The following is a 21543-nucleotide window of genomic DNA, read 5'->3' on the forward strand; positions in this document are numbered from 1 at the left end:
GGCCCCCGGAGGGCCGGTCTCGGACGCTCGGGTCGATCTCGCGCGGCCCGCGGGTGCGGCCTCCGCGTGAACGGGGGGTTAAACCTCGCGCGGAGGCGTGTCGGGGGTGGTGACCCGAATCACACGGGCGTAGTTTCGAGGAGACGGGCGGCACCTTCGCCGTCCTCCGGGAGGCCAGCCGATGGGGTTCACGCTCCGCTCAGGAGGGCCGGCACCGGCGCTGCTGAGCCGTGGCACCCACGGCCCGACGGCCGGTCGCCCGCCTCGCCCAGAGAGAGAACGGCGCGCGTGCGCCGGAGGGGAGCCCTCGTGGTCCATTCCTCACCCACCCCCGGTACCTCACCCACACCGCAGGACGACGCACCGGACGGCGCGCGCCGCACGTTCGTCGTCGACACGTCGGTCCTGCTGAGCGACCCGCGCGCCATCGGGCGGTTCGCCGAGCACGACGTGGTCCTCCCGGTCGTCGTCATCACCGAGCTGGAGGCCAAGCGCCACCACGCCGAGCTCGGGTACTTCGCGCGCAGCGCGCTGCGCATGCTCGACGACCTGCGGGTCAAGCACGGCCGGCTCGACGCCCCGATCCCCGTCGGCGACGTCGGCGGGACGCTGCGCGTGGAGCTCAACCACACCGACCCGGGCGTGCTGCCGGCCGGGTTCCGGCTGGGGGACAACGACACCCGGATCCTCTCCGTCGCGGCGAACCTCGCGGCCGAGGGCCACGACGTCACGGTCGTGTCGAAGGACCTGCCGATGCGGGTCAAGGCGTCGGCCGTGGGCCTGCGGGCTGAGGAGTACCGGCACGAGCTCGCCGTCGACTCGGGCTGGACCGGCATGGGCGAGATCTCGTTCACCGACGCGGAGGCGGCGGCGCTCTGGGAGCACGAGTCGGTCGAGCTCACCAGTCTGGACCCGGCGGTCGTCGAGGCGGCCGGCCCGCTGCACTGCCACACGGGTCTCGTCGTGCACTCGCCGCGCGGGTCCGCCCTCGGGCGCGTCACCGCGGACAAGCACGTGCAGCTCGTGCGCGGCGACCGCGAGGTGTTCGGGCTGCACGGGCGCTCCGCGGAGCAGCGCGTCGCGATCGACCTGCTGCTCGACGAGAGCGTGGGGATCGTCTCGCTCGGCGGGCGGGCCGGGACCGGCAAGTCGGCCCTCGCGCTGTGCGCCGGGCTGGAGGCCGTCATGGAGCGCCGGCAGCACCGCAAGGTCATGGTGTTCCGGCCGCTCTACGCCGTCGGGGGCCAGGAGCTCGGCTACCTGCCCGGCTCCGAGGCCGAGAAGATGAACCCGTGGGCGCAGGCCGTCTACGACACTCTCGGGGCGCTCGTCTCGCCGCAGGTGCTCGACGAGGTCATCGACCGCGAGATGCTCGAGGTGCTCCCGCTCACGCACATCCGCGGGCGCTCGCTGCACGACGCGTTCGTCATCGTCGACGAGGCGCAGTCGCTCGAGCGCAACGTCCTGCTCACGGTGCTGTCGCGCATCGGGCAGTCGTCGCGCGTCGTCCTCACGCACGACGTCGCCCAGCGCGACAACCTGCGCGTGGGCCGGCACGACGGCGTCGCCGCGGTCATCGAGGCGCTCAAGGGCCACCCGCTGTTCGCGCACGTCACGCTCACGCGCTCCGAGCGCTCGCCCGTGGCGGCGCTCGTCACGGAGATGCTGGAGTCGATCGAGGTCTGACCCGCCGCCGAGGTAGAGGCCTGGTCAAGACCAGGCCTCTACCGCCCGGTGCCAGGCCTCTACCTCGGCGGACCGGGGGTCTCGCTCGCGCGGAGGCGGGTCCGCGGGTGGACGAGGACCACCGCGAGGACGCCGACGACGGCGCCCAGGACCGTGTCGAGCGCGCGGTCGAGCGCGAGCGCCGACGGGTCGGCGGGGTGCGCGAGCGAGGTCATGAGCAGCGCCATGGGCGTGATGGTGAGCATCGCGAGCCCGTAGTGGCGCCCCACGATCGTCTCGGTGACGGTCTGGAGCACGACGACGACGGCGGCCGTCCCCCAGAACCCGAGCGGCGCGGCGAGCAGCGGCCAGGCGAGGAGCGCGCCCGCGACCGTGCCGGCCCCGCGCTGCAGCGCCCGCACGACGGCGTGGCGCGCCGACTCGCCCTGGAGCACCGCGGTCGAGCCCATGGTCGCCCACGCCGCGTGCCCGAGGCCGGCGACGGCGGCGACCGCACCGGCGACGAGCCCGGCGACGCCGACGCGCACGGTCGGGAGCCGCCAGGGTCCTGCGACCCGGGACCGTGCCTGGGCGCGCAGTGTCGTGCGGACCGCCGGGCCGGTGTCATCGCGCGGCACGCCGGTCGCGTCGAGCGCCTCCTCGACGGCGTCGAGCTCCGGGGCGAGCGCGGGGACCGCGTCCCGGGTCCGCCACCAGGAGGCGTCGTCCGCGAGGACGTCGCGCGCCCGGGCGACGGCACCGCGGGCAGCATGCGCGGCGTGCCGCGCGGCCCCGGGTCGTTCGGCGGCGCGCACGGCGTCGGCGGCACGGCGGACGGCGAGGCGCGCGGGCGCCGTCGGGCGGACGAGCACGCCGGCCGTGCACACGAGCCCCGCGAGGAGCGCGCCGAACGCGGCCGCGAGCGCGCGCGGGGCGACGTCGGCGAGCGTCGGTGCGCCCGCGAGGCCCGCGCCCGCGGCGAAGACGACGATCGTCGCGCCGGGCGGGCCCGTGCGGACGAGGAGGCAGAAGGCCGTGGCCCCGGCGGCGAGGAGCGCGACGGCGGCGGTCGTGACGAGCGCGGGCGTGCCCGCTGCGGCGAGGAGCGTGAAGGCCGCGATCGTGCCGGTCATGAGCGCGCCGACGGTCGCGAGGAGCGTGGCCCGACGCCGGTACGGGTCGTACCGGCCGTAGAGCGACGTGAGCGCGCCGAGGGACGCGAACGCCGCGAGGCCGGGGCGCCCGAGCAGGCCCGGGACGGCGATCGCGAGCGCGACCGCGGCGCCGCAGCGCAGCGCGGCGGCGAGCGTCGCGTCGGCGGGGCTCACGCGCAGGGCGGCGCGGAGGTGGGCGGGGTCGAGGACGTCCTGGGCGGCGGCGCGCACGGGCGCGAGCGCCGGGCGGGCGGGGGAGGAGAGGGGCATCGACGGACCAGCCTAGCGATGATTCCCATATGTTTCACCAGTGAAAGAGTGTGAGACGCGCCCTATCCTGGGTCCGTGGACTACGTCGACCGCGTGCGCGCGGAGTGGGCTGAGCAGCGCCCGGACCTCGACACCGCGACGTCGGCGGTCGGGGCGCGGCTGCGTCGCGTCGCGGCGCTGCTCGAGGCGGCGCTGGAGCGCTCCGCGGCGCGGCACGACGTCTCGCGCGCGGAGTTCGACGTGCTCGCGGCGCTGCGCCGCGCCGGGCGGCCGCTGCGCGCGGGCGAGGTCACGACGATGACCGGCGCCCCCGGCGCGTCGATCACCAAGCGCCTCGACCGGCTCGAGCGCGCCGGTCTCGTCGAGCGCACCGTCGCCGAGCGCGACCGGCGCGGCGTCCTCGTCGCGCTCACCGACGCCGGGACGACGCTCGTCGACGAGGTCTTCCCGCAGCAGCTCGACCGGGAGCGCGCGGCGCTCGTCGATCTCGACGAGGCCGAGCGCGCCGAGCTCGCGCGCCTGCTCGCCGTCGTGCTGCGCCGCCTCGACCCCGTCGACTACTGACGTCCTCCCGCACGACCCGGGGACGACGGAGGCCGGGCGGAGCGGGACGACCCGCTCCGCCCGGCCTCCGTGGACCCGGGTCGCGGACGCTCAGGCCTGCGGCGGGCGCGTCATCGACAGGACGTCGAGCGCCTCGTCGAGCTGCGCCTCGGTGACCTCGCCGCGCTCGACGAAGCCCAGGTCGATCACGGCCTGGCGGACGGTGAGGCCCTCCTTGACGGAGTGCTTCGCGACCTTCGCCGCCGCCTCGTAGCCGATGACGCGGTTGAGCGGCGTGACGATCGACGGCGACGACTCGGCCAGCGCGAGGGCGCGCTCGACGTTCGCCGTGATGCCCGCGACGGTCTTGTCCGCGAGGACGCGCGACGCGTTCGCGAGGAGGCGGATCGACTCGAGGACGCCCTGCGCGATGACGGGGATCTGCACGTTGAGCTCGAACGAGCCCGACGCGCCGGCCCACGCGACGGTCGCGTCGTTGCCGACCACGCGCGCGGCGACCATGAGCACGGCCTCGGGCACGACGGGGTTGACCTTGCCCGGCATGATCGAGCTGCCCGGCTGCAGGTCCGGGATGAAGATCTCGCCGAGACCCGTGTTCGGGCCCGAGCCCATCCAGCGCAGGTCGTTGCAGATCTTGGTGAGCGAGACGGCGATCGTGCGCAGCGCGCCCGAGAGCTCGACGAGGCCGTCGCGCGAGGACTGCGCCTCGAAGTGGTCGCGCGCCTCCGTGAGGGGCAGGCCCGTGTCCTCGACCAGCAGCGCGATGACGCGCTGGGGGAACCCGGCGGGCGTGTTGATGCCGGTGCCGACGGCGGTGCCGCCGAGCGGGACCTCGGCGGCGCGGGGGAGCGCCGACTCCAGGCGCTCGACGCCGTAGCGGATCGCGGCGGCGTACCCGCCGAACTCCTGGCCGAGCGTCACGGGCGTGGCGTCCATGAGGTGCGTGCGGCCCGACTTCACGACCGTCGCGAACTCGGCGGACTTCGCCTCGAGCGCCTCGGCGAGGTGGCCCAGCGCGGGGACCAGGTCGCGCACGACCCCGGCCGTCGCGGCGACGTGGACCGACGTGGGGAACACGTCGTTCGAGGACTGCGACGCGTTGACGTGGTCGTTCGGGTGCACGTCGCGCCCGAGCGAGCGCGTCGCGAGCGTCGCGAGGACCTCGTTCGTGTTCATGTTCGACGACGTCCCGGACCCCGTCTGGTAGACGTCCACCGGGAAGTGCGCGTCGTGCGCGCCCGACGCGACCTCGTCGGCCGCGGCGACGATGGCGGCGGCGACGTCCTCGTCGAGCACGCCGAGCTCCGCGTTCGCGCGGGCCGCGGCCTTCTTCACGCGGGCGAGCGCCTCGATGTGGCCGCGCTCGAGCGGGGTGCCGGAGATGGGGAAGTTCTCCACCGCGCGCTGCGTCTGCGCGCGGTAGAGGGCCTGCGCGGGCACGCGCACCTCGCCCATGGTGTCGTGCTCGATGCGGTACTCGGTCGTCGGTGCGGCCGTCCCGGCGGCGGCGCCGGGAGCCTCGGGAGATGCAGTCATGGGGCCATCCTGCCGCACCGCGCGCCGGCCCCCGCAACCCGCGTGAGCGAGGTCACGCGGGCTGCGGGGAGGGTCGTGCGCGGGTCGGCGGGCGCTGCCCCGGCGACGAGCGCGCCGGGGCAGCCGCGCAGCCCGGGCCGTGGGGTCAGGCGTCGGCGCGGGGCTGCTCGCCGACGTCGCCCACGACGTCGACCAGGTGCGCGCGCCCCTCGGCGAAGTCGTACTCGACGCCGACGATCGCGCAGCGGCCCTCGGCGACGGCGGCCGCGAGGCCCGCCGAGTAGGAGTGCAGCATGTCGACCGTGTTGCGCACGTGCTCGCGGCGCAGCACCGCGGGGTCGAGGTTCTCCAGCGTGCCGTTCCCGGCGCCGGTGATCTTCGCCACGGAGGGGATGACGCGGTCGACGACGGCCCGGACGAACCCGTTCGCCTGGGCGCCCGTCCGCAGGGTCTCGACCGCCGCGCCCACGGCGCCGCACGAGTCGTGCCCGAGCACCACGACGAGCGGCGCGGACAGCACCTCGACGCCGTACTCGATCGAGCCGAGCACCGTGGTGTCCACCACGTGCCCCGCCGTGCGGACGACGAACATGTCGCCCAGGCCCTGGTCGAAGATGATCTCCGCCGCGACGCGGGAGTCGGAGCAGCCGAACAGGACCGTGTGCGGGTGCTGCGCGGCCGACGTCTCGCGCCGTCGGTCCGCGCCCTGCGACGGGTGCAGCGGGGCGTCGGCGACGAAGCGGTCGTTCCCGGTCCGCAGCGTCGCCCACGCCTCGGCGGGGGTGAGCGAACGGACCGGCTGTGCGGGGGCGGGAGAGGTCATGGCTCCCATCATCGCGCAGGTCGGGGCGTGCCCCGCGAGCCCGTTCGCATGGCGGGCCGCGCCGGGGGGCGGTATCCATGGAGGGTGACACCCCCGGTACTCGGGGAAGCGCGACCGAGGGGAGCTGACGTGCGCCGACGCACCCGAGCGCTCGCCGTCCTGGTCGCCGCGGGGCTCGTGGCGCCGCTCGCCGCGTGCGGCCCGGGCGACGACGGGACGCCGGAGCTCACGTGGTACATCAACCCGGACAACGGGGGCCAGGCCGACATCGCGGCGGCCTGCACCGAGGCCGCCGGGGGCGCGTACCGCATCACGACCGAGCTGCTGCCGCGCGACGCCGCGTCGCAGCGCGAGCAGCTCGCCCGCCGCCTCGCGGCGAAGGACTCGTCGATCGACATCATGAGCCTCGACCCGGTGTTCATCGCCGAGTTCGCCGAGGCGGACTTCCTGGCGCCCGTGCCCGACGACGTCGCGCAGGCGACGACGCAGGACGTGGTGCAGGGCGCGATCGACGCCTCGACGTGGAAGGACGAGCTGGTCGCCATCCCGTTCTGGGCGAACACGCAGCTCCTCTGGTACCGCAAGTCCGTGGCCGAGGCCGCCGGGCTCGACATGTCGCAGCCCGTCACGTGGGAGCAGATCATGCAGGCGGCCCAGGACCAGGACAAGCTCCTGGCCGTCCAGGGCGCCAAGGCCGAGTCGCTCACGGTGTGGATCAACGCGCTCGTCGAGGGCGCGGGCGGCCACATCATCGACAACCCCGAGGCCCCGGCCGACGAGGTGAAGCTCGGTCTGGACACGGACGCGGGCAAGGCCGCCGCGGAGATCATCGGCGGCATCGGCACCTCGGGCGTCGGCGGGCCGGGCCTGCCGAGCGAGGACGAGCCCGCGTCGCTCACCAAGTTCCAGGGTGACCGCGGGTCGTTCATGGTGAACTGGCCGTTCGTGTGGTCGTCCACCCAGAGCGCCGTCGAGGCCGGGTCGCTCGACCAGGCGCTCCTCGACGACATCGGCTGGGCGCTGTACCCGCGCACGACGGAGGGCGAGGACGCCCGGCCGCCCTACGGCGGCATCTCGCTCGGCATCGGCGCGTTCGGCAAGCACACCGACCTCGCGTACGAGGCGGCCCAGTGCATCGTGAGCCCCGAGAACCAGGCCGAGTACTTCGTCACCAACGGCAACCCGGCCGCGAGCATCAAGGCCTACGACGACCCCGACGTCCAGAAGGCGTTCCCCATGTACGACGTCATCCGCGACTCGCTCGACCAGGCGGCGCCGCGGCCCCAGACGCCGTTCTACAACGAGGTCTCCACGGGCCTCCAACAGACGTGGTACCCGCCCGCGTCGGTCGACCCCGACACGACGCCGCAGGAGTCCACCGAGTTCATCACCGCCGTCCTGCGAGGGGAGCGACTCCTGTGAACGCCGGACCCCCGACCGAGCCCGCACCTCGCGGCCGGCACGCCACCACGCCGTCGACGGCGACCGACGACGCCCCGCCGCGCGGCGGGGCCGCTCCCCGGTCGGGGTCGCGCGGCGCGCCGGACGCCGCCGCCAAGGCCGCACGCAGCGACCGCTCCCGGGCCGAGGCCCGCCTCGGCTGGTACCTCGCCGGGCCGGCGTTCGTCGTCATGCTCGCCGTGACGCTGTACCCGATCCTCCAGGCCGTCTACGACTCGCTCTTCAACTACAAGCTCACCGCGCCGGACGACCGGTCGTTCGTCGGGCTCAACAACTACGTCGTGATCCTCACGGACTCCGTGTGGTGGCGGGACCTCGGGGTCACGCTCTTCATCACGGTCGTCACGGTCGTGATCGAGCTGATCCTGGGCTTCGCCCTCGCGCTCGTCATGCACCGCGCGATCAAGCGCCTGCGCGGGCTCCTGCGCACCGCGATCCTCGTGCCCTACGGCATCATCACGGTCGTCTCGGCGTTCGCGTGGTTCTACGCGTTCGACATCACGTCCGGGTACGTCAACCACTGGTTCGACTGGGTGCCGGGCGTCGGGCCCGACCTCAACTGGTTCGCGCAGCAGGGCACGAGCCTGTTCGTCATCATCGCGTCCGAGGTCTGGAAGACGACGCCGTTCATCTCGCTCCTGCTCCTCGCCGGCCTCGCGCAGGTGCCGGGCGACCTGGAGGAGGCCGCGAAGGTCGACGGCGCGACCGCGTGGCAGCGGTTCACCCGCGTCATCGTGCCGAACATGAAGGCCGCGATCATGGTGGCCGTCCTGTTCCGCGCGCTCGACGCGTTCCGCATCTTCGACAACGTCTTCATCATGACGAACGGCGCGAACGGCACCGAGGTGCTGTCGCTGCTGGCCTACCGCACGTCGATCGGCCAGCTCCAGATCGGCATGGGCTCGGCGATCTCGGTGCTGCTCTTCCTGTGCGTCGTGCTCATCTGCTTCATCGCGATCAAGCTCTTCAAGGTGGATCTCGCCGGCGCGAGGGGGGAGAAGTGATGGGCAGCGTCCTCAGCACCAAGGCCAAGATCTGGTGGGCCGTCATCACGGTCGTCGTGCTCGTCGGGGCGCTGTTCCCCGTGCTGTCGATCTTCATGACGAGCTTCAAGGGGCCTAGCGACATCAACTCCGGGACGTTCCTGCCGCCGCAGTGGAGCACCGCCAACTACGAGCAGATCCTCGCGTCCGGCGGGTCCGCGCAGGAGCTGTTCCTGTCCGCGCTGCGCAACTCGATCGGCATCTCGCTCATCGCGACGGTCATCGCCGTCGTGCTCGCCACGCTCTGCGCCTACGCGATCGCGCGCCTCGACTTCCCGGGCAAGCGCCTCATCCTCACCACGGCGCTCGGCGTGTCGATCTTCCCCGTCGTGTCGATCGTCACGCCGCTGTTCAACCTCTGGCGCAACATCGGCCTCTACGACACCTGGCTCGGCCTGATCATCCCGTACCTGTCGCTCACCCTCCCGATCTCCATCTGGACGCTCGCGGCGTTCTTCCGCCAGATCCCGTGGGAGCTCGAGCAGGCCGCGCAGGTCGACGGCGCGACGCCGTGGCAGGCGTTCCGCAAGGCGATCGTCCCGCTCGCCGCGCCGGGCGTGTTCACCACCGCGCTCATCGCGTTCTTCATCGCGTGGAACGACTTCGTCTACGGCATCTCGCTCACGTCGACGAGCGCGGCCCGACCGGTCCCGGCGGCGCTCGCGTTCTTCACCGGGGCGTCGTACTTCGAGGAGCCGACGGGCGCGATCTCCGCGGCCGCGGTCGTCGTGACCATCCCCGTGGTCATCCTCGTCGTGCTGTTCCAGCGCCAGATCGTCTCGGGCCTGACCCAGGGGGCGGTGAAGGGATGAGCACCGCGTCCCCGGCCCGCCCCGTCCACCACCGCACGCCCTCCCGGTCCGCCGGGCACCGTGCCGCACGCCGAACCCGAGGAGAGAGCTGATGGCGTCGATCACCCTCAAGGACATCGTCAAGCGCTACGGCGACGGCTTCCTCGCCGTGGACAACGTCAACCTCGACATCGCGGACGGCGAGTTCGTCATCCTCGTCGGGCCGTCCGGCTCGGGGAAGTCGACGGTCCTGCGCATGATCGTGGGGCTCGAGGACATCACGGCGGGCGAGCTCGAGATCGACGGCGTGCGCGTCAACGAGAAGGCGCCGCGCGAGCGCGACCTCGCGATGGTGTTCCAGAACTACGCGCTCTACCCGCACCTCACGGTCGCGGAGAACATCGCGTTCCCGCTGCGCCTCGCGAAGGGCAAGCACAGCGAGGAGGAGATCCGGGAGAAGGTCGAGCGCGCGGCCGACATGCTCGACCTGCGCGAGCACCTCGACCGCAAGCCCGCGAACCTCTCGGGCGGTCAGCGGCAGCGCGTCGCGATGGGCCGGGCGATCGTGCGCGACGCGAAGGCGTTCCTGTTCGACGAGCCGCTGTCGAACCTCGACGCCAAGCTGCGCGGGCAGACCCGCACCGAGATCGCGCGCCTGCAGCGCCGGCTCGGCACGACGACCGTCTACGTCACCCACGACCAGACCGAGGCCATGACGCTCGGTGACCGCGTCGCCGTCCTGCGCCGCGGCGTGCTCCAGCAGGTCGCGAGCCCGCGCGGCCTCTACGAGCAGCCGGTCAACCTGTTCGTCGCGGGCTTCATCGGCACGCCGCCCATGAACTTCCTGCCCGGCGAGGTCTCGGGCGGGAAGATCACGCTGCCGTTCGGCGAGTTCGACATGCCGGAGAGCATCGCGACGGCCGTCGGCGACCGGGGCCTGGTGATCGTCGGCCTGCGGCCCGAGCACTTCGAGGACGCGCGGCTCGTCGACCCGGCGAAGAAGGACCGGGGCCACACGTTCGAGGCGCAGATCGACGTCACCGAGTGGCTCGGCGCGGAGCTCTACGCCTACGTCCCGTTCGAGATGCACGAGTCCGTGAAGGGGCAGCTCGACGAGCTGGACCGCGAGCTCGACGGCGAGGGCGTGCGCACGCAGTTCGTCGTGGCGCTCGACTCGGCGTCGCGTGCGCGCGACGGGGACGTGACCGACCTGTGGTTCGACCCGACGAAGATGATGATCTTCGACCCGGAGACGAGCGAGAACCTCACGCGCGACACCGCGGAGGCCGAGCGCATCGAGCAGGAGAACGTCGAGGACCGCAAGCGCTCCCTGGAGCGGGCGCAGAAGCAGGACGCGCAGGTCTGACGCAGGTCTCGGCCGCCCGGGCTCGTGCCCGGGCGGCCGACTTGTGCTCAGGCCCGTGGCCGGGCTCTGGGCGGGCTCGTGCCCGGGCTCGTGGGCGCGGCCTCGGAGCCGTGGTCGGGCTCAGCCGAGGGCGAGCTCCGCGCGTCGCGGCGGGTTGGCCCCGGCGCGCGAGACGGTGACGGCGGCGACCGCGACGCAGCGGCGCAGCACGTCGCCGAGCACGGTGGCGTCGATCGCACGCAGCGCCTCGCGCCGGTCCGCGCCGAGCAGGCCAGCCTCCCACAGCCCGTCGAGGAGCGCGCCCATGAACGAGTCGCCCGCGCCGACGGTGTCGACGACCTCGACGCGTGGGGCCGTGACGCGCTGCTCGCCCGCCGCGGTGACGGCGACAGCGCCCTCGCCCCCGAACGTCACGACGACGAGCGCCGGCCCGAGGGCGAGCCACTCGCGCGCGACCGTGACCGGGTCCGCGCCCGGCACGAGCCACGCCACGTCCTCGTCGCTCACCTTGACCACGTCGGCGAGCGCGACGAGCGCCTCGATGCGGGTGCGCGCGTCGGCGGGGTCGCCCATGAGGGCGGGCCGGGCGTTCGGGTCGTACGTGATCGTCGCGGTGTCGCGCGCCGCGGCGACGAGCGCGCGGACGTCGGACGCGCCGGGCTCCAGCACCGCGGCGATGGAGCCCGTGTGCACGGCGAGCGTGCCGGCGTCGGGAGCCGTGCCCGCGGGGACGCGCCACTCCAGGTCGAACTCGTACGTGGCCGCCCCGTGCGCGTCAAGGTGCGCGGTGGCGACGCTCGTCGTGGGGGCGTCGGTGCTGCCGGGCGTGAGGGTCACGGCGGAGTCGTCGAGCCACGCCCGCACCGCCTCGCCGTGCGCGTCCTGCCCGAGCCACGTCGCGAGCCGGGCGTCCCGCCCGAGGCGGCCGAGCGTGAGCGCGACGTTCGCGAGGCTGCCCCCGGGGTGCTCCGCGACGCTGCCGTCCGCGCGGTGCACGACGTCGACGAGCGCCTCGCCGACGACGAGGACGTGCCCGGTGGGCGCGGCGGCGGGCTGGGCGGGGTCCGTGCTCGTGCTCATGCGTCGTCTCCGGTCGGGTCGTCGGGGTCGGTCGTGCCGCGTGCCGTCGCGTCGTCCTTCGAGCGTGCCGCGTCGAGGCGGGCGCGCGCGCCGTCGAGCCACTCCTGGCAGCGCGCGGCGAGCGCCTCGCCGCGCTCCCAGAGCGCGAGCGAGTCCTCGAGCGGCTCGCCCCCGGCCTCCAGCCGGGCGACGACCTGCACGAGCTCGTCGCGCGCCTGCTCGTAGGAGAGCGTCGACACGTCGGACGTGACAGCGTTGTCAAAGGAAGTCACGGCAGTATTCAACCCCATCTGTGCGTCGTGGCCCGACCGGTCGTCCGGCGGGCGGTCCAGAACCGGCGCGGGCGCGTCACGACGCCTCCCGGCCGGGAGCGGGTCCGTCGTCGTGCGTGCCGGTGACCGCCACGTCCAGCGCGCCGCGCGCGAGACGCACGCGCACCGCGTCGCCCGTCGCGACGTCGGCGGGGGAGCGGACCACGTGCCCGTCGGCCCGCTGCACGACGGCGTACCCCCGCTCGAGCGTCGAGGCCGGGGACAGGGCCCGCACCTGAGCCTCGAGCCGGCCGACCTCGCCCGCCGCGCGCACGAGCCGCGCGTCGAGCGCCCGGCGTGCCCGGTCCCGCAGCGCCCCGACCCGCTCCTGCCGGTCGGTGAGCATCCGCCCGGGGTCGGCGAGCACGGGCCGGGACCGCAGCGCGTCGAGCCCTGCCTGCTCGCGGGACACGCGCCCCGCGATCGCGCTGCGCAGGCGCTGACGGCCCTGCGCGACGCGGGCGCGCTCCTCCGTCACGTCGGGCACCACCCGCTTGGCCGCCGCCGTCGGGGTCGAGGCGCGGTAGTCCGCGACCAGGTCGAGCAGCGGGCAGTCGGTCTCGTGGCCGATCGCGCTCACGAGCGGCGTGCGGCATGCCGCCGCGACGCGCACCAGCGCCTCGTTCGAGAAGGGCAGGAGGTCCTCGACGGCGCCCCCGCCGCGCGCGACGACGATGACCTCCACCTCCGGGTCGGCGTCGAGCGCACGGATCGCGTCACCCACCTGCTGCACCGCGTGGGCGCCCTGGACGGCCACCTCGCGGATCTCGAACCGGACCTGGGGCCAGCGGGCGCGCGCGTTGACCACGACGTCGTGCTCCGCCTTGGACTCGCGCCCGCACACCAGCCCGACGACGGCCGGGAGGAACGGCAGCGGCCGCTTGCGGTCGGCGTCGAACAGGCCCTCCGCCGCGAGCACGCGCTTGAGGTGCTCGATCCGTGCGAGCAGCTCGCCGACACCGATGGGACGGATCTCGCGCGCCTGGAGCTGGAGCGTGCCGCGCCGCGTCCAGAACACCGGCTTCGCGTGCACGACGACGTGGGCGCCCTCCTCCACCAGCGTGCCCTGGAGCACGCGGGACGCCGCCGACACCGGGAGCGACATGTCGAGGTCCGTGTCGCGCAGCGTGAGGAACGCCGTCGACGTGCCCGGGCGCCGGTTGAGCTGGACGACCTGGCCCTCGACCCAGACCGGCGCCATCCGCTCGACGTACTGCTCGATCTTGCGGGACAGGAGCCGGACCGGCCACGGGTGCTCCGCGCTCGTCTCGAGCGCGCGCGCCGGCAGGGGGCCGCGGGGCGCCGGACCGGCGGGCGCGGCACCCGGACGCGGGGCGTCGTCGGGCAGCGGGAGGGAGGCGGTCACGGGACCAGCCTGCCGCACCCCACCCACGCCCACCCAACGCGCCGCGGTACCGAGTGCGCCGACCAGCGCATCGACCGGCGCGCCGGCCGAGCGCTCAGGGCGCGAGCAGGTCGACGGTGACGAGGCGGTAGCCCTGCGCGCGCAGGTCGTCGACGATCCCGGGCACGGCGTCGACGGTCGAGGCGTGGATGTCGTGCATGAGCACCACGCTGCCCGGTCGCGCGCCCTCCACCGCGCGGCGACGCGTCTCCGCGGCGTCGCGCGTCTTCCAGTCGAGCGTGTCGAGGTTCCACAGCACCACCTGGAGCCCGGAGCGGAGCGCGACCGACCGCACGCGGTCGTCGACGTTCCCGTACGGGGGCCGCAGGAGCGTCGGGGTGACCCCCGCGGCGCTCTCGATCGCCGCCTGGGTGCGCGCGAGCTCGTCGCGGACGGCGTCGTCGTCGAGCGTCGTGAGCTGCGGGTGGTCCCAGGTGTGGTTCGCGAGCAGGTGGCCGGCGGCCGCCGTGTCGCGCACGACGTCGGGCCGCTTCTCCACGTTGCTCCCGACGAGGAAGAACGTGGCCGAGACGTGCTTCTCCGCGAGCACCTGCAGGAGCCGCTCGGTGTCGGGCCCGGGCCCGTCGTCGAACGTGAGCGCCACGCACCGCTCGACCGCGCAGTCCACGCCCGTCGCCCGCGCCTGGTCGCGCCGCTGGGCGAGCTGGAGCGCCAGCCGGTCCGACCAGACGGCCTCCGTCGCCGCGAGCACCGCGTCGCGCAGCGCCACGGTCTCGGCGACCGGGGCGCCGCCCGGGCCGGCGTCCAGCGTCGTCGTCGCCTGCGTCAGCAGCCCGTCGAGCGTCGTGCGCGTGCCCTCGTCCGTGACGAGGCCGGCCGACTCCGTGAGGACGGGCCGGCCCTCGGTCGCCGCCGCCTCGAGACCGTCGTACGCCCACTGCCGCTGCGCGGTCGCGACGGGCTCCGCCGCCTCGACGACGGCGGTGGCGGCCTCGTCCAGGGCGTCCGCCGCGGGCTCGGAGCCGGTCACGACCTCGACGTGGACGGCGGGGCGCGAGCCCGGGTGCAGCGGGTTCGGGCGGGACAGGGCGTCCACGGTGCGGTCCTCCTCCGGGTAGGTCACCGGGGTCGTGCGGAGCGTGGTGGCCTCCTGGAGCGCGGCGGCCAGGGGCTCGCGGACCGCCGGGTCGTCCACCTGGCCCTCGCTCGCGGCGAGCAGCGCCGCGCTCGCGACCTCCGCCGCGGTCGTCGGGACGAGCCGCGTGAGGTACGCCGCCTCGGCCCGCGCGCGCCCGTCCGTCGCGTCCTGCGTCACGCGCGCGACCTCGGCGTCGTAGCGCTCGACGGCGGCGACCCACGCGCGGTGCTCCAGCGTCCCGACGACCACGACCGCCGCCGCGACGACGACGAGCAGCAGCGGGACGAGCCACCACCACACGCGGCGGCGTCGTCGGTGCGCGTCGGGCACGGGTGACGTCGTGCCGCCCGGGTCGTCGCTCATGCCCTCGATCTTGGGGGGCGGCGGGACGGACGTCGACCCGGCGCGCCCGGCGGGCGGGTGCGACACGCGTGCCGCACGCCGCGCCTGCGGAGGGTCTGTGTGCGCCTCGCGCGCGGGACGTGACGACGTCGGGGCCGGGCCGTGGGTGAGCGGGCTCACCGGGGTCGGGCGACCGCCGCTCGCCTAGACTCGGGAGCGTGAGCGTCCTCCCCGCCGGCTCGTCCGCGTCCCCGACCGACCGCCCCGTCGCGACCCCTGCCGTCGACGGGACCCGCAAGCGCGTCCTGCTGGCGGCGCCGCGCGGCTACTGCGCGGGCGTCGACCGCGCCGTCGTCGCGGTCGAGAAGGCGCTCGAGCACTACGGCGCGCCGGTCTACGTGCGCAAGGAGATCGTGCACAACAAGTTCGTCGTCGAGACGCTCAGCGAGCGCGGCGCGATCTTCGTCGACGAGACCGACGAGGTGCCCGAGGGCGCGCGCGTCGTGTTCTCCGCCCACGGCGTGTCACCCGCCGTGAAGGCGGCCGCGGCCGCGCGCAACCTCGACACGATCGACGCCACGTGCCCGCTCGTGACGAAGGTGCACAAGGAGGCCGTGCGCTTCGCGAAGGACGACTACGACATCCTGCTCATCGGCCACACGGGCCACGAGGAGGTCGAGGGCACCGCGGGGGAGGCCCCCGACCACGTGCAGGTCGTCGACTCGCCCGACCACGTGGACGACGTCGTGGTCCGCGACCCGGACAAGGTCGTGTGGATCTCCCAGACGACGCTCTCCGTCGACGAGACGATGGAGACGGTCCGCAGGCTGCGGGAGAAGTTCCCGACCCTCCAGGACCCGCCGAGCGACGACATCTGCTACGCGACGCAGAACCGCCAGGTCGCGGTCAAGAAGCTTGCTCCCGACGCGGACGTGGTCATCGTGGTCGGCTCGGCGAACTCGTCCAACTCCGTGCGCCTCGTCGAGGTCGCGCTCCAGGCGGGGGCCGGGGCGTCGTACCGCGTCGACCACGCGAAGGAGATCGACCCGGCCTGGCTCGACGGCGCGACGACCGTGGGCGTGACCTCGGGCGCGTCCGTGCCGGAGATCCTCGTGGACGACGTGCTCGCCTACCTCGCGGAGCGCGGGTTCGGCGCGGTCGAGGAGGTCCGCACGGCGACGGAGGACCTCATGTTCTCGCTGCCGCGCGAGCTGCGCGCCGACCTCAAGGGCTCGACGGCCGACGGCGGGCGCCCCACCCGCGGCGGCCGCACCTCGCTCTCCGTCCAGCCCGTCTGACGCCCGCGCCGGAGCCTTCCGCGGCCGTCGGCCCCGGGGGAGCGTTCAGGCGCTCGCCCCGCCGGCCGACGGCTCCCGCCGAGGCTCGTCGCGGTCGTCGGGGCGCTCGTCGATCGCGACCACGGACTCGTTGACGGACGCGAGCAGCTCGGGCGCACTCACCGCGCTGAGCTGCGGGTTCACCGTCGGGGGCGTCGTCAGCTCGTCGTCGACCACGTGCAGGTCCGCGAACCGGCGCGCGCTGACGAGCACGCGCGTCTCGAGCGAGCCGACCGTCCGGTTGTAGGAGTCCGCGGCGCTCTGGAGCTGGCGCCCGAGCTTCGCCAGGTGCGACCCCATGACCGCGAGCCGCCCGTGGAGCTCCTTGCCGAGCGTGAGGACCTGCTGCGCGTTCGTGGCCAGGGCGTCCTGCCGCCACGCGTAGGCGATCGTCCGCAGCATCGCGACCATCGTCATGGGCGTCGCGATGACGACGTTCTTGGACACCGCGTGCTCGAGGAGCGACGGGTCCTGCTCGACCGCGGCCGAGAGGAACGACTCCGCCGGGACGAACATGACGACGAACTCCGGTGCCGGGCCGAACTGGTCCCAGTAGCGCTTCGCGCCGAGGTCGTCGACGTGCTTGCGCATGTGGCGGGCGTGGGCGGCCAGGCGGTCCGCGCGCACGGCCGGATCGGTGGCGCCCTGCGCGTCGAGGTAGCCGAGGAACGCGACCTTCGCGTCGACCACGACCTGCTTGCCGCCCGCGAGCCGCACGACCATGTCCGGGCGCAGCGCGCCGTCGTCGGTCGCGACCTGGTCCTGCTCGACGAAGTCGACGTGGGGAAGCATGCCCGCCGCCTCGACGACGCGGCGGAGCTGGAGCTCGCCCCACGCGCCCCGCACCTGCGACGAGCGCAGGGCCGTCACGAGCTGCGACGTCTCGGCGCGCAGCAGCTCGGACGCGTCGCGCACCCCGCGCACCTGCTCCGCGAGGCTCCCGTGCGCGGCGAGGCGGGCCCGCTCGGCCTCGGCGACCTCCGCGCGCACCTTCTCCAGCGCCCCGGCGAGCGGCTCGACCAGGTGGCGCACGGCCTCCTCGCGGCGCGCGAGCTCGGCCGCCCCCTGCTCCTGGCTGCGCCGCATGCGCTCCTCCGCCTGCACGAGGAACTGCTCCGTGCCCGCGGCGAGCACCTTGCGCGAGAGCGCCTCGAACTGGGCCTCGAGCCGCCGGTGGTCGCCCTGGATCTCCGCGACGCGGCGCTCGGCCGCGGCCCGCAGCTCCGCGAGCTGCTGCTCGTGGGTGGCCCGGGCGAGGTCGAGCCGCTCGTCCGCGCTGCGCTGGGCCGCGCCGAGCTGGCGCGCGAAGCCCTCGCGCTCCGCCTCGAGCCGTTCGGCGAGGCCCGCGCCGCGCGCGGCGTCCTGCTGCGCCTGGCCCAGGAGCTGGGTGAGACGGCGGACCTCCGCGCCCGCGGCGTCGGGCGAGGCGCGCCGCACCGCGAGCACGAGCGCGGCGCCGACCACCAGCCCCAGCACGAGTCCGACGGCGAAGAGCAACCATCCCGAGGAGTCCATGGCCGCACCCTCCCACGGGGCACCGACAGCACGGCCGGTCGGCGCGCGGGCGGGCGCCGTCGCGCAGGTCGTGACAAAAGGCACCGCCCCGCGGCCGAGGGCTCGGCTACCTTGGCGCCATGGTCGATCCCCACCCCGCCCCACCTGTCGCGCCCGTCCCCGGCAGCGTGCCGGGCGCCGCGCCCGACCCCCGGCCCACGGCTCCGCCGGGACAGCCCGCGCCCCCGGACCCCACCGCCGCGCTGTCCCTGCGCGCCCTGTGGAAGCGCTTCGGGGAGAAGATCGCGGTCGCCGGCATCGACCTGGACGTGCCGGCGGGCTCGTTCTACGGGCTCGTGGGCCCCAACGGCGCCGGCAAGACGACGACGCTCTCCATGGCGACGGGCCTCCTGCGGCCCGACGCCGGCTCCGCGCACGTCCACGGGACGGACCTGTGGGCCGACCCGGTCGCGGGCAAGCGCCAGCTCGGCGTCCTGCCCGACGGCGTCCGGCTCTTCGACCGCCTCACCGGCGCCCAGCTCGTGACCTACGCGGGCCTGCTGCGCGGCATGGACCGCGACACGGTGGCGGAGCGCACCACGGAGCTGCTCGCGGCCCTCGACCTCGCGAAGGACGCCAACACGTTCGTCGTCGACTACTCCGCGGGCATGACGAAGAAGATCGCGCTCGCGACCGCGCTCATCCACGCGCCGCGCACGCTCGTGCTCGACGAGCCGTTCGAGGCCGTCGACCCGGTCTCCGCGGCCAACATCCGCGACATTCTCGCCGGCTACGTCGCCAGCGGCGGGACGGTCGTGGTGTCGTCGCACGTCATGGACCTCGTCCAGCGCATGTGCGACCACGTGGCGGTCGTCGCGGGCGGGCACGTCCTCGCGGCCGGCACCGTGGACGCGGTGCGCGGCGACCAGAGCCTGGAAGACCGGTTCGTCGAGCTCGTGGGCGGTCGGCAGAGCACGGAGGGCCTCGCGTGGTTGCGCAGTTCGTAAGGCTCAAGCTCACGCTCATGGGGAACTCGTTCCGCCGGAGCGTGTGGCAGACCATCGGCTTCGTCGTCGGGGTCCTCTACGGGCTGTTCGTCGTCGGGATGCTCGTCGTCGGGATGGTCGTCCTCGGCACCGAGGACGCCGCGCTCGCGGGCTCGATCACGATCCTCGCCGGGGCGCTCGCCGTCCTCGGGTGGTGGGTGATCCCGCTCTTCGCGTTCGGTGTGGACGCGACCCTCGACCCGCAGCGCTTCGTGCTGTTCGGCATCCCGCAGCGCCGGCTGCTCGCCGGCCTCGCCGTGGCGGGCGTCGTCTCGATCCCGGGCATCGTCACGGCCCTCGCGGCGCTCGGCGCGTCGTTCGCGTGGTGGCGCACGCCCCTCGCGGTCCTCGCCGCGCTCGTGGGCGCCGTCGTCGCGGTCGCGCTGTGCGTCGTCGGCTCGCGCGCGACGACGACGGCGCTCGCGCCCCTGCTCGAGTCGCGGCGCTACCGCGAGGTCGTGACGATCGCCGCGTTCGTGCCGCTCGTCCTCATCGGGCCCGCGTTCGCGTGGCTGGGGTCCCAGCTGGGCGGGGGCCCGGTCGACGGCGACGCGGTGCGCGGCATGGTGACGCGCCTCGCCGACGTCGCGGCCTGGACGCCGTTCGGCGCGCCGTGGGGGCTCGGCGCCGCGGTGCACGACGGCGCGTGGGGCCTCGCGCTCGCGCGGCTCGTCGTCGCGCTGGCGACCCTCGCGGTCGCGTGGGTCGTGTGGGACAAGGCGCTCGCGCGCGCCCTCGTCACGCCGCCCACCTCCGGCGGGGGCGGCCGCGCGAAGGGTCTCGGCTTCTTCTCGCGCTTCCCGGCGACGCCCACGGGCGCCGTCGCCGCACGCACGGCCACCTACTGGCTGCGCGACCCGCGCTACTCCGGGTCGATCGCGGTCGTGCCGCTCATCCCCGTCGTGCTGCTCGTCGTCGGCGGCGGCACCGGCTCGGAGATCTTCCTCGCGCTCGCGCCCTTCACGGCGTGGATCCTCGGGTTCTCCATCTCGGCGGACATCGCCTACGACCACACCGCGTTCGCGCTCCACGTGTCGTCGGGCGTCCCGGGACGGGCGGACCGCTGGGGCCGGGCGCTCCCCGTGCTCGTCGCCGGCGGCGCCGTGTCCTTCCTGTTCGCGGTGGTCTCCGTCGCGGTGGCCGGGCGCTGGGACGCGCTGCCCGCGCTGCTCGGCCTCACCGCGGGCGTGCTGCTCACCTCGACCGGCATCTCCAGCGCGACGTCGGCGCGCCTGCTCTACCCGGTGCCCAAGCCGGGCGACAGCCCGTTCAAGCAGCCGCAGGGCGCCGCGATGGCGACCCTCGTCGCCCAGACGGTCGCGATGCTCCTCGTCCTGGCGCTGTCCCTCCCGTTCCTCGTCCCGGGCGTCATCGCGATCGTCGCCGACCTGCCCGTGCTCGGGTGGGTCACCCTCGCGGTGGGCGTGGTCGTGGGTGCCGTGGTGCTCGTGCTCGGGGTGCGGTGGGGTGCCCGCACGTACGACCGCCGGGCACCCGAGCTGCTCCAGCGCGTGCTGTCGTACGCCTGACGCGCGGGCCGGGACCGCGCGCCGCGGTCCCGGCCCGTAGACTCGGCCGACGTGGCACTCACTATCGGCATCGTCGGCCTGCCCAACGTCGGCAAGTCCACCCTCTTCAACGCCCTGACGCGCAACCAGGTCCTCGCCGCGAACTACCCGTTCGCGACGATCGACCCGAACGTCGGCGTCGTGTCCCTCCCGGACCCGCGCCTCGACAAGCTCGCCGAGATCTTCGGCAGCCAGCGCGTCCTGCCCGCCACGGTGTCGTTCGTCGACATCGCGGGCATCGTCAAGGGCGCGAGCGAGGGGGAGGGGCTCGGCAACAAGTTCCTCGCGAACATCCGCGAGGCCGACGCCATCTGCCAGGTGACGCGCGCGTTCTCCGACCCGGACGTGGTCCGCGTCGAGGGCTCGACGGACGCCGAGGGCGACATCGAGACCATCAGCACCGAGCTGATCCTCGCCGACCTCCAGACGCTCGAGAAGACGGTCCCGCGCCTCGAGAAGGAGGTCCGGATCAAGAAGGGCGACGCCGCCCTCCTCGACGCGGCCCAGAAGGCCCAGGCGGTCCTCGAGGCCGGCACGACCCTCTTCCAGGGCGCGGCCGCCGCGGGTCTCGACCTCGCGGACGTCGCGAGCCTGCAGCTCCTCACGGCGAAGCCGTTCATCTACGTCTTCAACACCGACGACGCGGGCCTCGCCGACGAGGACCTCCAGGCGCGCCTGCGCGCGCTCGTCGCGCCCGCCCAGGCGATCTTCCTCGACGCCAAGTTCGAGTCCGAGCTCGTCGAGCTCGAGCCCGACGAGGCGAAGGAGATGCTCGCGGAGTCGGGCCAGACCGAGGCCGGCCTCGACCAGCTCGCGCGCGTCGGCTTCGACACGCTCGGCCTGCAGACGTACCTCACCGCCGGGCCCAAGGAGGCCCGCGCGTGGACCATCCGCAAGGGGTGGACGGCGCCCCAGGCGGCCGGGGTCATCCACACCGACTTCGAGCGCGGCTTCATCAAGGCGGAGGTCGTCTCGTTCGAGGACCTCGTCGAGACCGGCTCCGTCGCTGCGGCGCGCGCCGCGGGCAAGGCGCGCGTCGAGGGCAAGGACTACGTCATGGCCGACGGCGACGTGGTGGAGTTCCGCTTCAACGTCTGAGACGCAGGTCACAGCCCTGGACGCCCGCCGCATCGTGAGACGCGGCGGGCGTCCACGCGTCCGGGGCCGGAGGTTTCGCGCGTGTTTCCC

The 21543-nt window shown here is 74.5% G+C and carries 18 protein-coding genes; 10 read left to right on the forward strand and 8 right to left on the reverse strand.

What is annotated here, in order from left to right:
- Positions 1-309 precede the first annotated feature (309 nt).
- Positions 310-1686, forward strand: coding sequence for a PhoH family protein (locus tag RSE42_RS06350; RefSeq protein WP_061266974.1), 1377 nt, complete (start codon positions 310-312; stop codon positions 1684-1686).
- Positions 1687-1745: 59 nt separating this feature from the next.
- Here RSE42_RS06350 and RSE42_RS06355 read toward each other — a convergent pair whose 3' ends face one another.
- On the reverse strand, positions 1746-3089 hold the full coding sequence (locus RSE42_RS06355) for an FUSC family protein (protein WP_415298270.1): 1344 nt from the start codon (positions 3087-3089) through the stop codon (positions 1746-1748).
- A 75-nt stretch (positions 3090-3164) separates the two neighbouring features.
- On the opposite strand from RSE42_RS06355, the gene RSE42_RS06360 reads away from it, so the two are divergent.
- Positions 3165-3653 carry a MarR family winged helix-turn-helix transcriptional regulator gene (locus RSE42_RS06360; RefSeq protein WP_085388279.1) on the forward strand — a complete coding sequence of 163 codons (489 nt, stop codon included), beginning with the start codon at positions 3165-3167 and terminating at the stop codon, positions 3651-3653.
- Between the two features lie 90 nt (positions 3654-3743).
- Here the strand turns inward: RSE42_RS06360 and RSE42_RS06365 are convergent, their stop codons facing one another.
- Together RSE42_RS06365 and RSE42_RS06370 are read right to left on the reverse strand one after the other, a co-directional pair.
- Positions 3744-5189 carry a class II fumarate hydratase gene (locus tag RSE42_RS06365; RefSeq protein WP_061267619.1) on the reverse strand — a complete coding sequence of 482 codons (1446 nt, stop codon included), beginning with the start codon at positions 5187-5189 and terminating at the stop codon, positions 3744-3746.
- Positions 5190-5334: 145 nt separating this feature from the next.
- The gene (locus tag RSE42_RS06370; protein ID WP_043659766.1) at positions 5335-6012 is read right to left on the reverse strand and encodes a carbonic anhydrase; all 678 of its coding nucleotides are present in this window, start codon (positions 6010-6012) and stop codon (positions 5335-5337) included.
- A gap of 129 nt (positions 6013-6141) precedes the next feature.
- On the opposite strand from RSE42_RS06370, the gene RSE42_RS06375 reads away from it, so the two are divergent.
- From RSE42_RS06375 to RSE42_RS06390, 4 genes are all read left to right on the forward strand, one after another.
- Complete coding sequence (locus RSE42_RS06375) at positions 6142-7434, forward strand: extracellular solute-binding protein (RefSeq protein ID WP_043659768.1); 1293 nt, start codon at positions 6142-6144, stop codon at positions 7432-7434.
- A complete protein-coding gene (locus RSE42_RS06380) occupies positions 7431-8477 on the forward strand; it encodes a carbohydrate ABC transporter permease (protein ID WP_144680393.1) in 1047 nt (348 codons plus the stop codon). The genes RSE42_RS06375 and RSE42_RS06380 overlap by 4 nt, the downstream gene beginning before the upstream one ends.
- Positions 8477-9328 carry a carbohydrate ABC transporter permease gene (locus RSE42_RS06385; protein WP_034651432.1) on the forward strand — a complete coding sequence of 284 codons (852 nt, stop codon included), beginning with the start codon at positions 8477-8479 and terminating at the stop codon, positions 9326-9328. The genes RSE42_RS06380 and RSE42_RS06385 overlap by 1 nt, the downstream gene beginning before the upstream one ends.
- Before the next feature lie 91 nt (positions 9329-9419).
- Positions 9420-10673 (forward strand): ABC transporter ATP-binding protein, encoded by a 1254-nt coding sequence (locus RSE42_RS06390; protein WP_021482413.1) that lies wholly within the window; start codon positions 9420-9422, stop codon positions 10671-10673.
- Positions 10674-10793: 120 nt separating this feature from the next.
- On the opposite strand, the gene RSE42_RS06395 is transcribed toward RSE42_RS06390, so the two are convergent.
- From RSE42_RS06395 to RSE42_RS06410, 4 genes are all read right to left on the reverse strand, one after another.
- A complete protein-coding gene (locus RSE42_RS06395) occupies positions 10794-11753 on the reverse strand; it encodes a carbohydrate kinase family protein (RefSeq protein WP_415298274.1) in 960 nt (319 codons plus the stop codon).
- Positions 11750-12043 (reverse strand): exodeoxyribonuclease VII small subunit, encoded by a 294-nt coding sequence (locus tag RSE42_RS06400; protein WP_415298276.1) that lies wholly within the window; start codon positions 12041-12043, stop codon positions 11750-11752. Before RSE42_RS06400 ends, RSE42_RS06395 begins: the two co-directional genes overlap by 4 nt.
- A gap of 58 nt (positions 12044-12101) precedes the next feature.
- Complete coding sequence (xseA, locus tag RSE42_RS06405) at positions 12102-13430, reverse strand: exodeoxyribonuclease VII large subunit (RefSeq protein ID WP_415298278.1); 1329 nt, start codon at positions 13428-13430, stop codon at positions 12102-12104.
- Between the two features lie 94 nt (positions 13431-13524).
- The gene (locus tag RSE42_RS06410) at positions 13525-14931 is read right to left on the reverse strand and encodes a polysaccharide deacetylase family protein (protein WP_415298280.1); all 1407 of its coding nucleotides are present in this window, start codon (positions 14929-14931) and stop codon (positions 13525-13527) included.
- 197 nt (positions 14932-15128) lie between these two features.
- Between RSE42_RS06410 and RSE42_RS06415 the strand changes: the two genes are divergently transcribed.
- Entirely contained in the window at positions 15129-16208 is a 1080-nt protein-coding gene (locus tag RSE42_RS06415) for a 4-hydroxy-3-methylbut-2-enyl diphosphate reductase (protein ID WP_051028399.1), read from the forward strand.
- Positions 16209-16253: 45 nt separating this feature from the next.
- On the opposite strand, the gene rmuC is transcribed toward RSE42_RS06415, so the two are convergent.
- A complete protein-coding gene (rmuC, locus tag RSE42_RS06420; RefSeq protein WP_081600197.1) occupies positions 16254-17762 on the reverse strand; it encodes a DNA recombination protein RmuC in 1509 nt (502 codons plus the stop codon).
- Between the two features lie 119 nt (positions 17763-17881).
- On the opposite strand from rmuC, the gene RSE42_RS06425 reads away from it, so the two are divergent.
- The 3 genes from RSE42_RS06425 to ychF are packed head-to-tail and all read left to right on the forward strand — an operon-like array spanning position 17882 to position 21453.
- A complete protein-coding gene (locus tag RSE42_RS06425; protein ID WP_085388271.1) occupies positions 17882-18748 on the forward strand; it encodes an ABC transporter ATP-binding protein in 867 nt (288 codons plus the stop codon).
- Positions 18730-20316: a hypothetical protein gene (locus tag RSE42_RS06430; RefSeq protein WP_085388270.1), complete on the forward strand. Its 1587-nt coding sequence runs from the start codon at positions 18730-18732 to the stop codon at positions 20314-20316. Before RSE42_RS06425 ends, RSE42_RS06430 begins: the two co-directional genes overlap by 19 nt.
- A 51-nt stretch (positions 20317-20367) precedes the next feature.
- Positions 20368-21453 (forward strand): redox-regulated ATPase YchF, encoded by a 1086-nt coding sequence (gene ychF / locus RSE42_RS06435; protein WP_034651448.1) that lies wholly within the window; start codon positions 20368-20370, stop codon positions 21451-21453.
- Positions 21454-21543: the final 90 nt, after the last annotated feature.

Source organism: Cellulosimicrobium sp. SJTW-1, assembly GCF_047716875.1.
Taxonomy (GTDB): domain Bacteria; phylum Actinomycetota; class Actinomycetes; order Actinomycetales; family Cellulomonadaceae; genus Cellulosimicrobium; species Cellulosimicrobium funkei.

Bases quoted from the DNA above. Each gene is read 5' to 3' on its own strand.
- rmuC (WP_081600197.1), bottom strand. From the start codon at position 17,762: ATGGACTCCTCGGGATGGTTGCTCTTCGCCGTCGGACTCGTGCTGGGG.
- RSE42_RS06395 (WP_415298274.1), bottom strand. From the start codon at position 11,753: ATGAGCACGAGCACGGACCCCGCCCAGCCCGCCGCCGCGCCCACCGGG.
- RSE42_RS06370 (WP_043659766.1), bottom strand. From the start codon at position 6,012: ATGACCTCTCCCGCCCCCGCACAGCCGGTCCGTTCGCTCACCCCCGCC.
- RSE42_RS06355 (WP_415298270.1), bottom strand. From the start codon at position 3,089: ATGCCCCTCTCCTCCCCCGCCCGCCCGGCGCTCGCGCCCGTGCGCGCC.
- RSE42_RS06390 (WP_021482413.1), top strand. From the start codon at position 9,420: ATGGCGTCGATCACCCTCAAGGACATCGTCAAGCGCTACGGCGACGGC.
- RSE42_RS06365 (WP_061267619.1), bottom strand. From the start codon at position 5,189: ATGACTGCATCTCCCGAGGCTCCCGGCGCCGCCGCCGGGACGGCCGCA.
- RSE42_RS06400 (WP_415298276.1), bottom strand. From the start codon at position 12,043: ATGGGGTTGAATACTGCCGTGACTTCCTTTGACAACGCTGTCACGTCC.
- RSE42_RS06410 (WP_415298280.1), bottom strand. From the start codon at position 14,931: ATGAGCGACGACCCGGGCGGCACGACGTCACCCGTGCCCGACGCGCAC.
- RSE42_RS06385 (WP_034651432.1), top strand. From the start codon at position 8,477: ATGGGCAGCGTCCTCAGCACCAAGGCCAAGATCTGGTGGGCCGTCATC.
- RSE42_RS06425 (WP_085388271.1), top strand. From the start codon at position 17,882: ATGGTCGATCCCCACCCCGCCCCACCTGTCGCGCCCGTCCCCGGCAGC.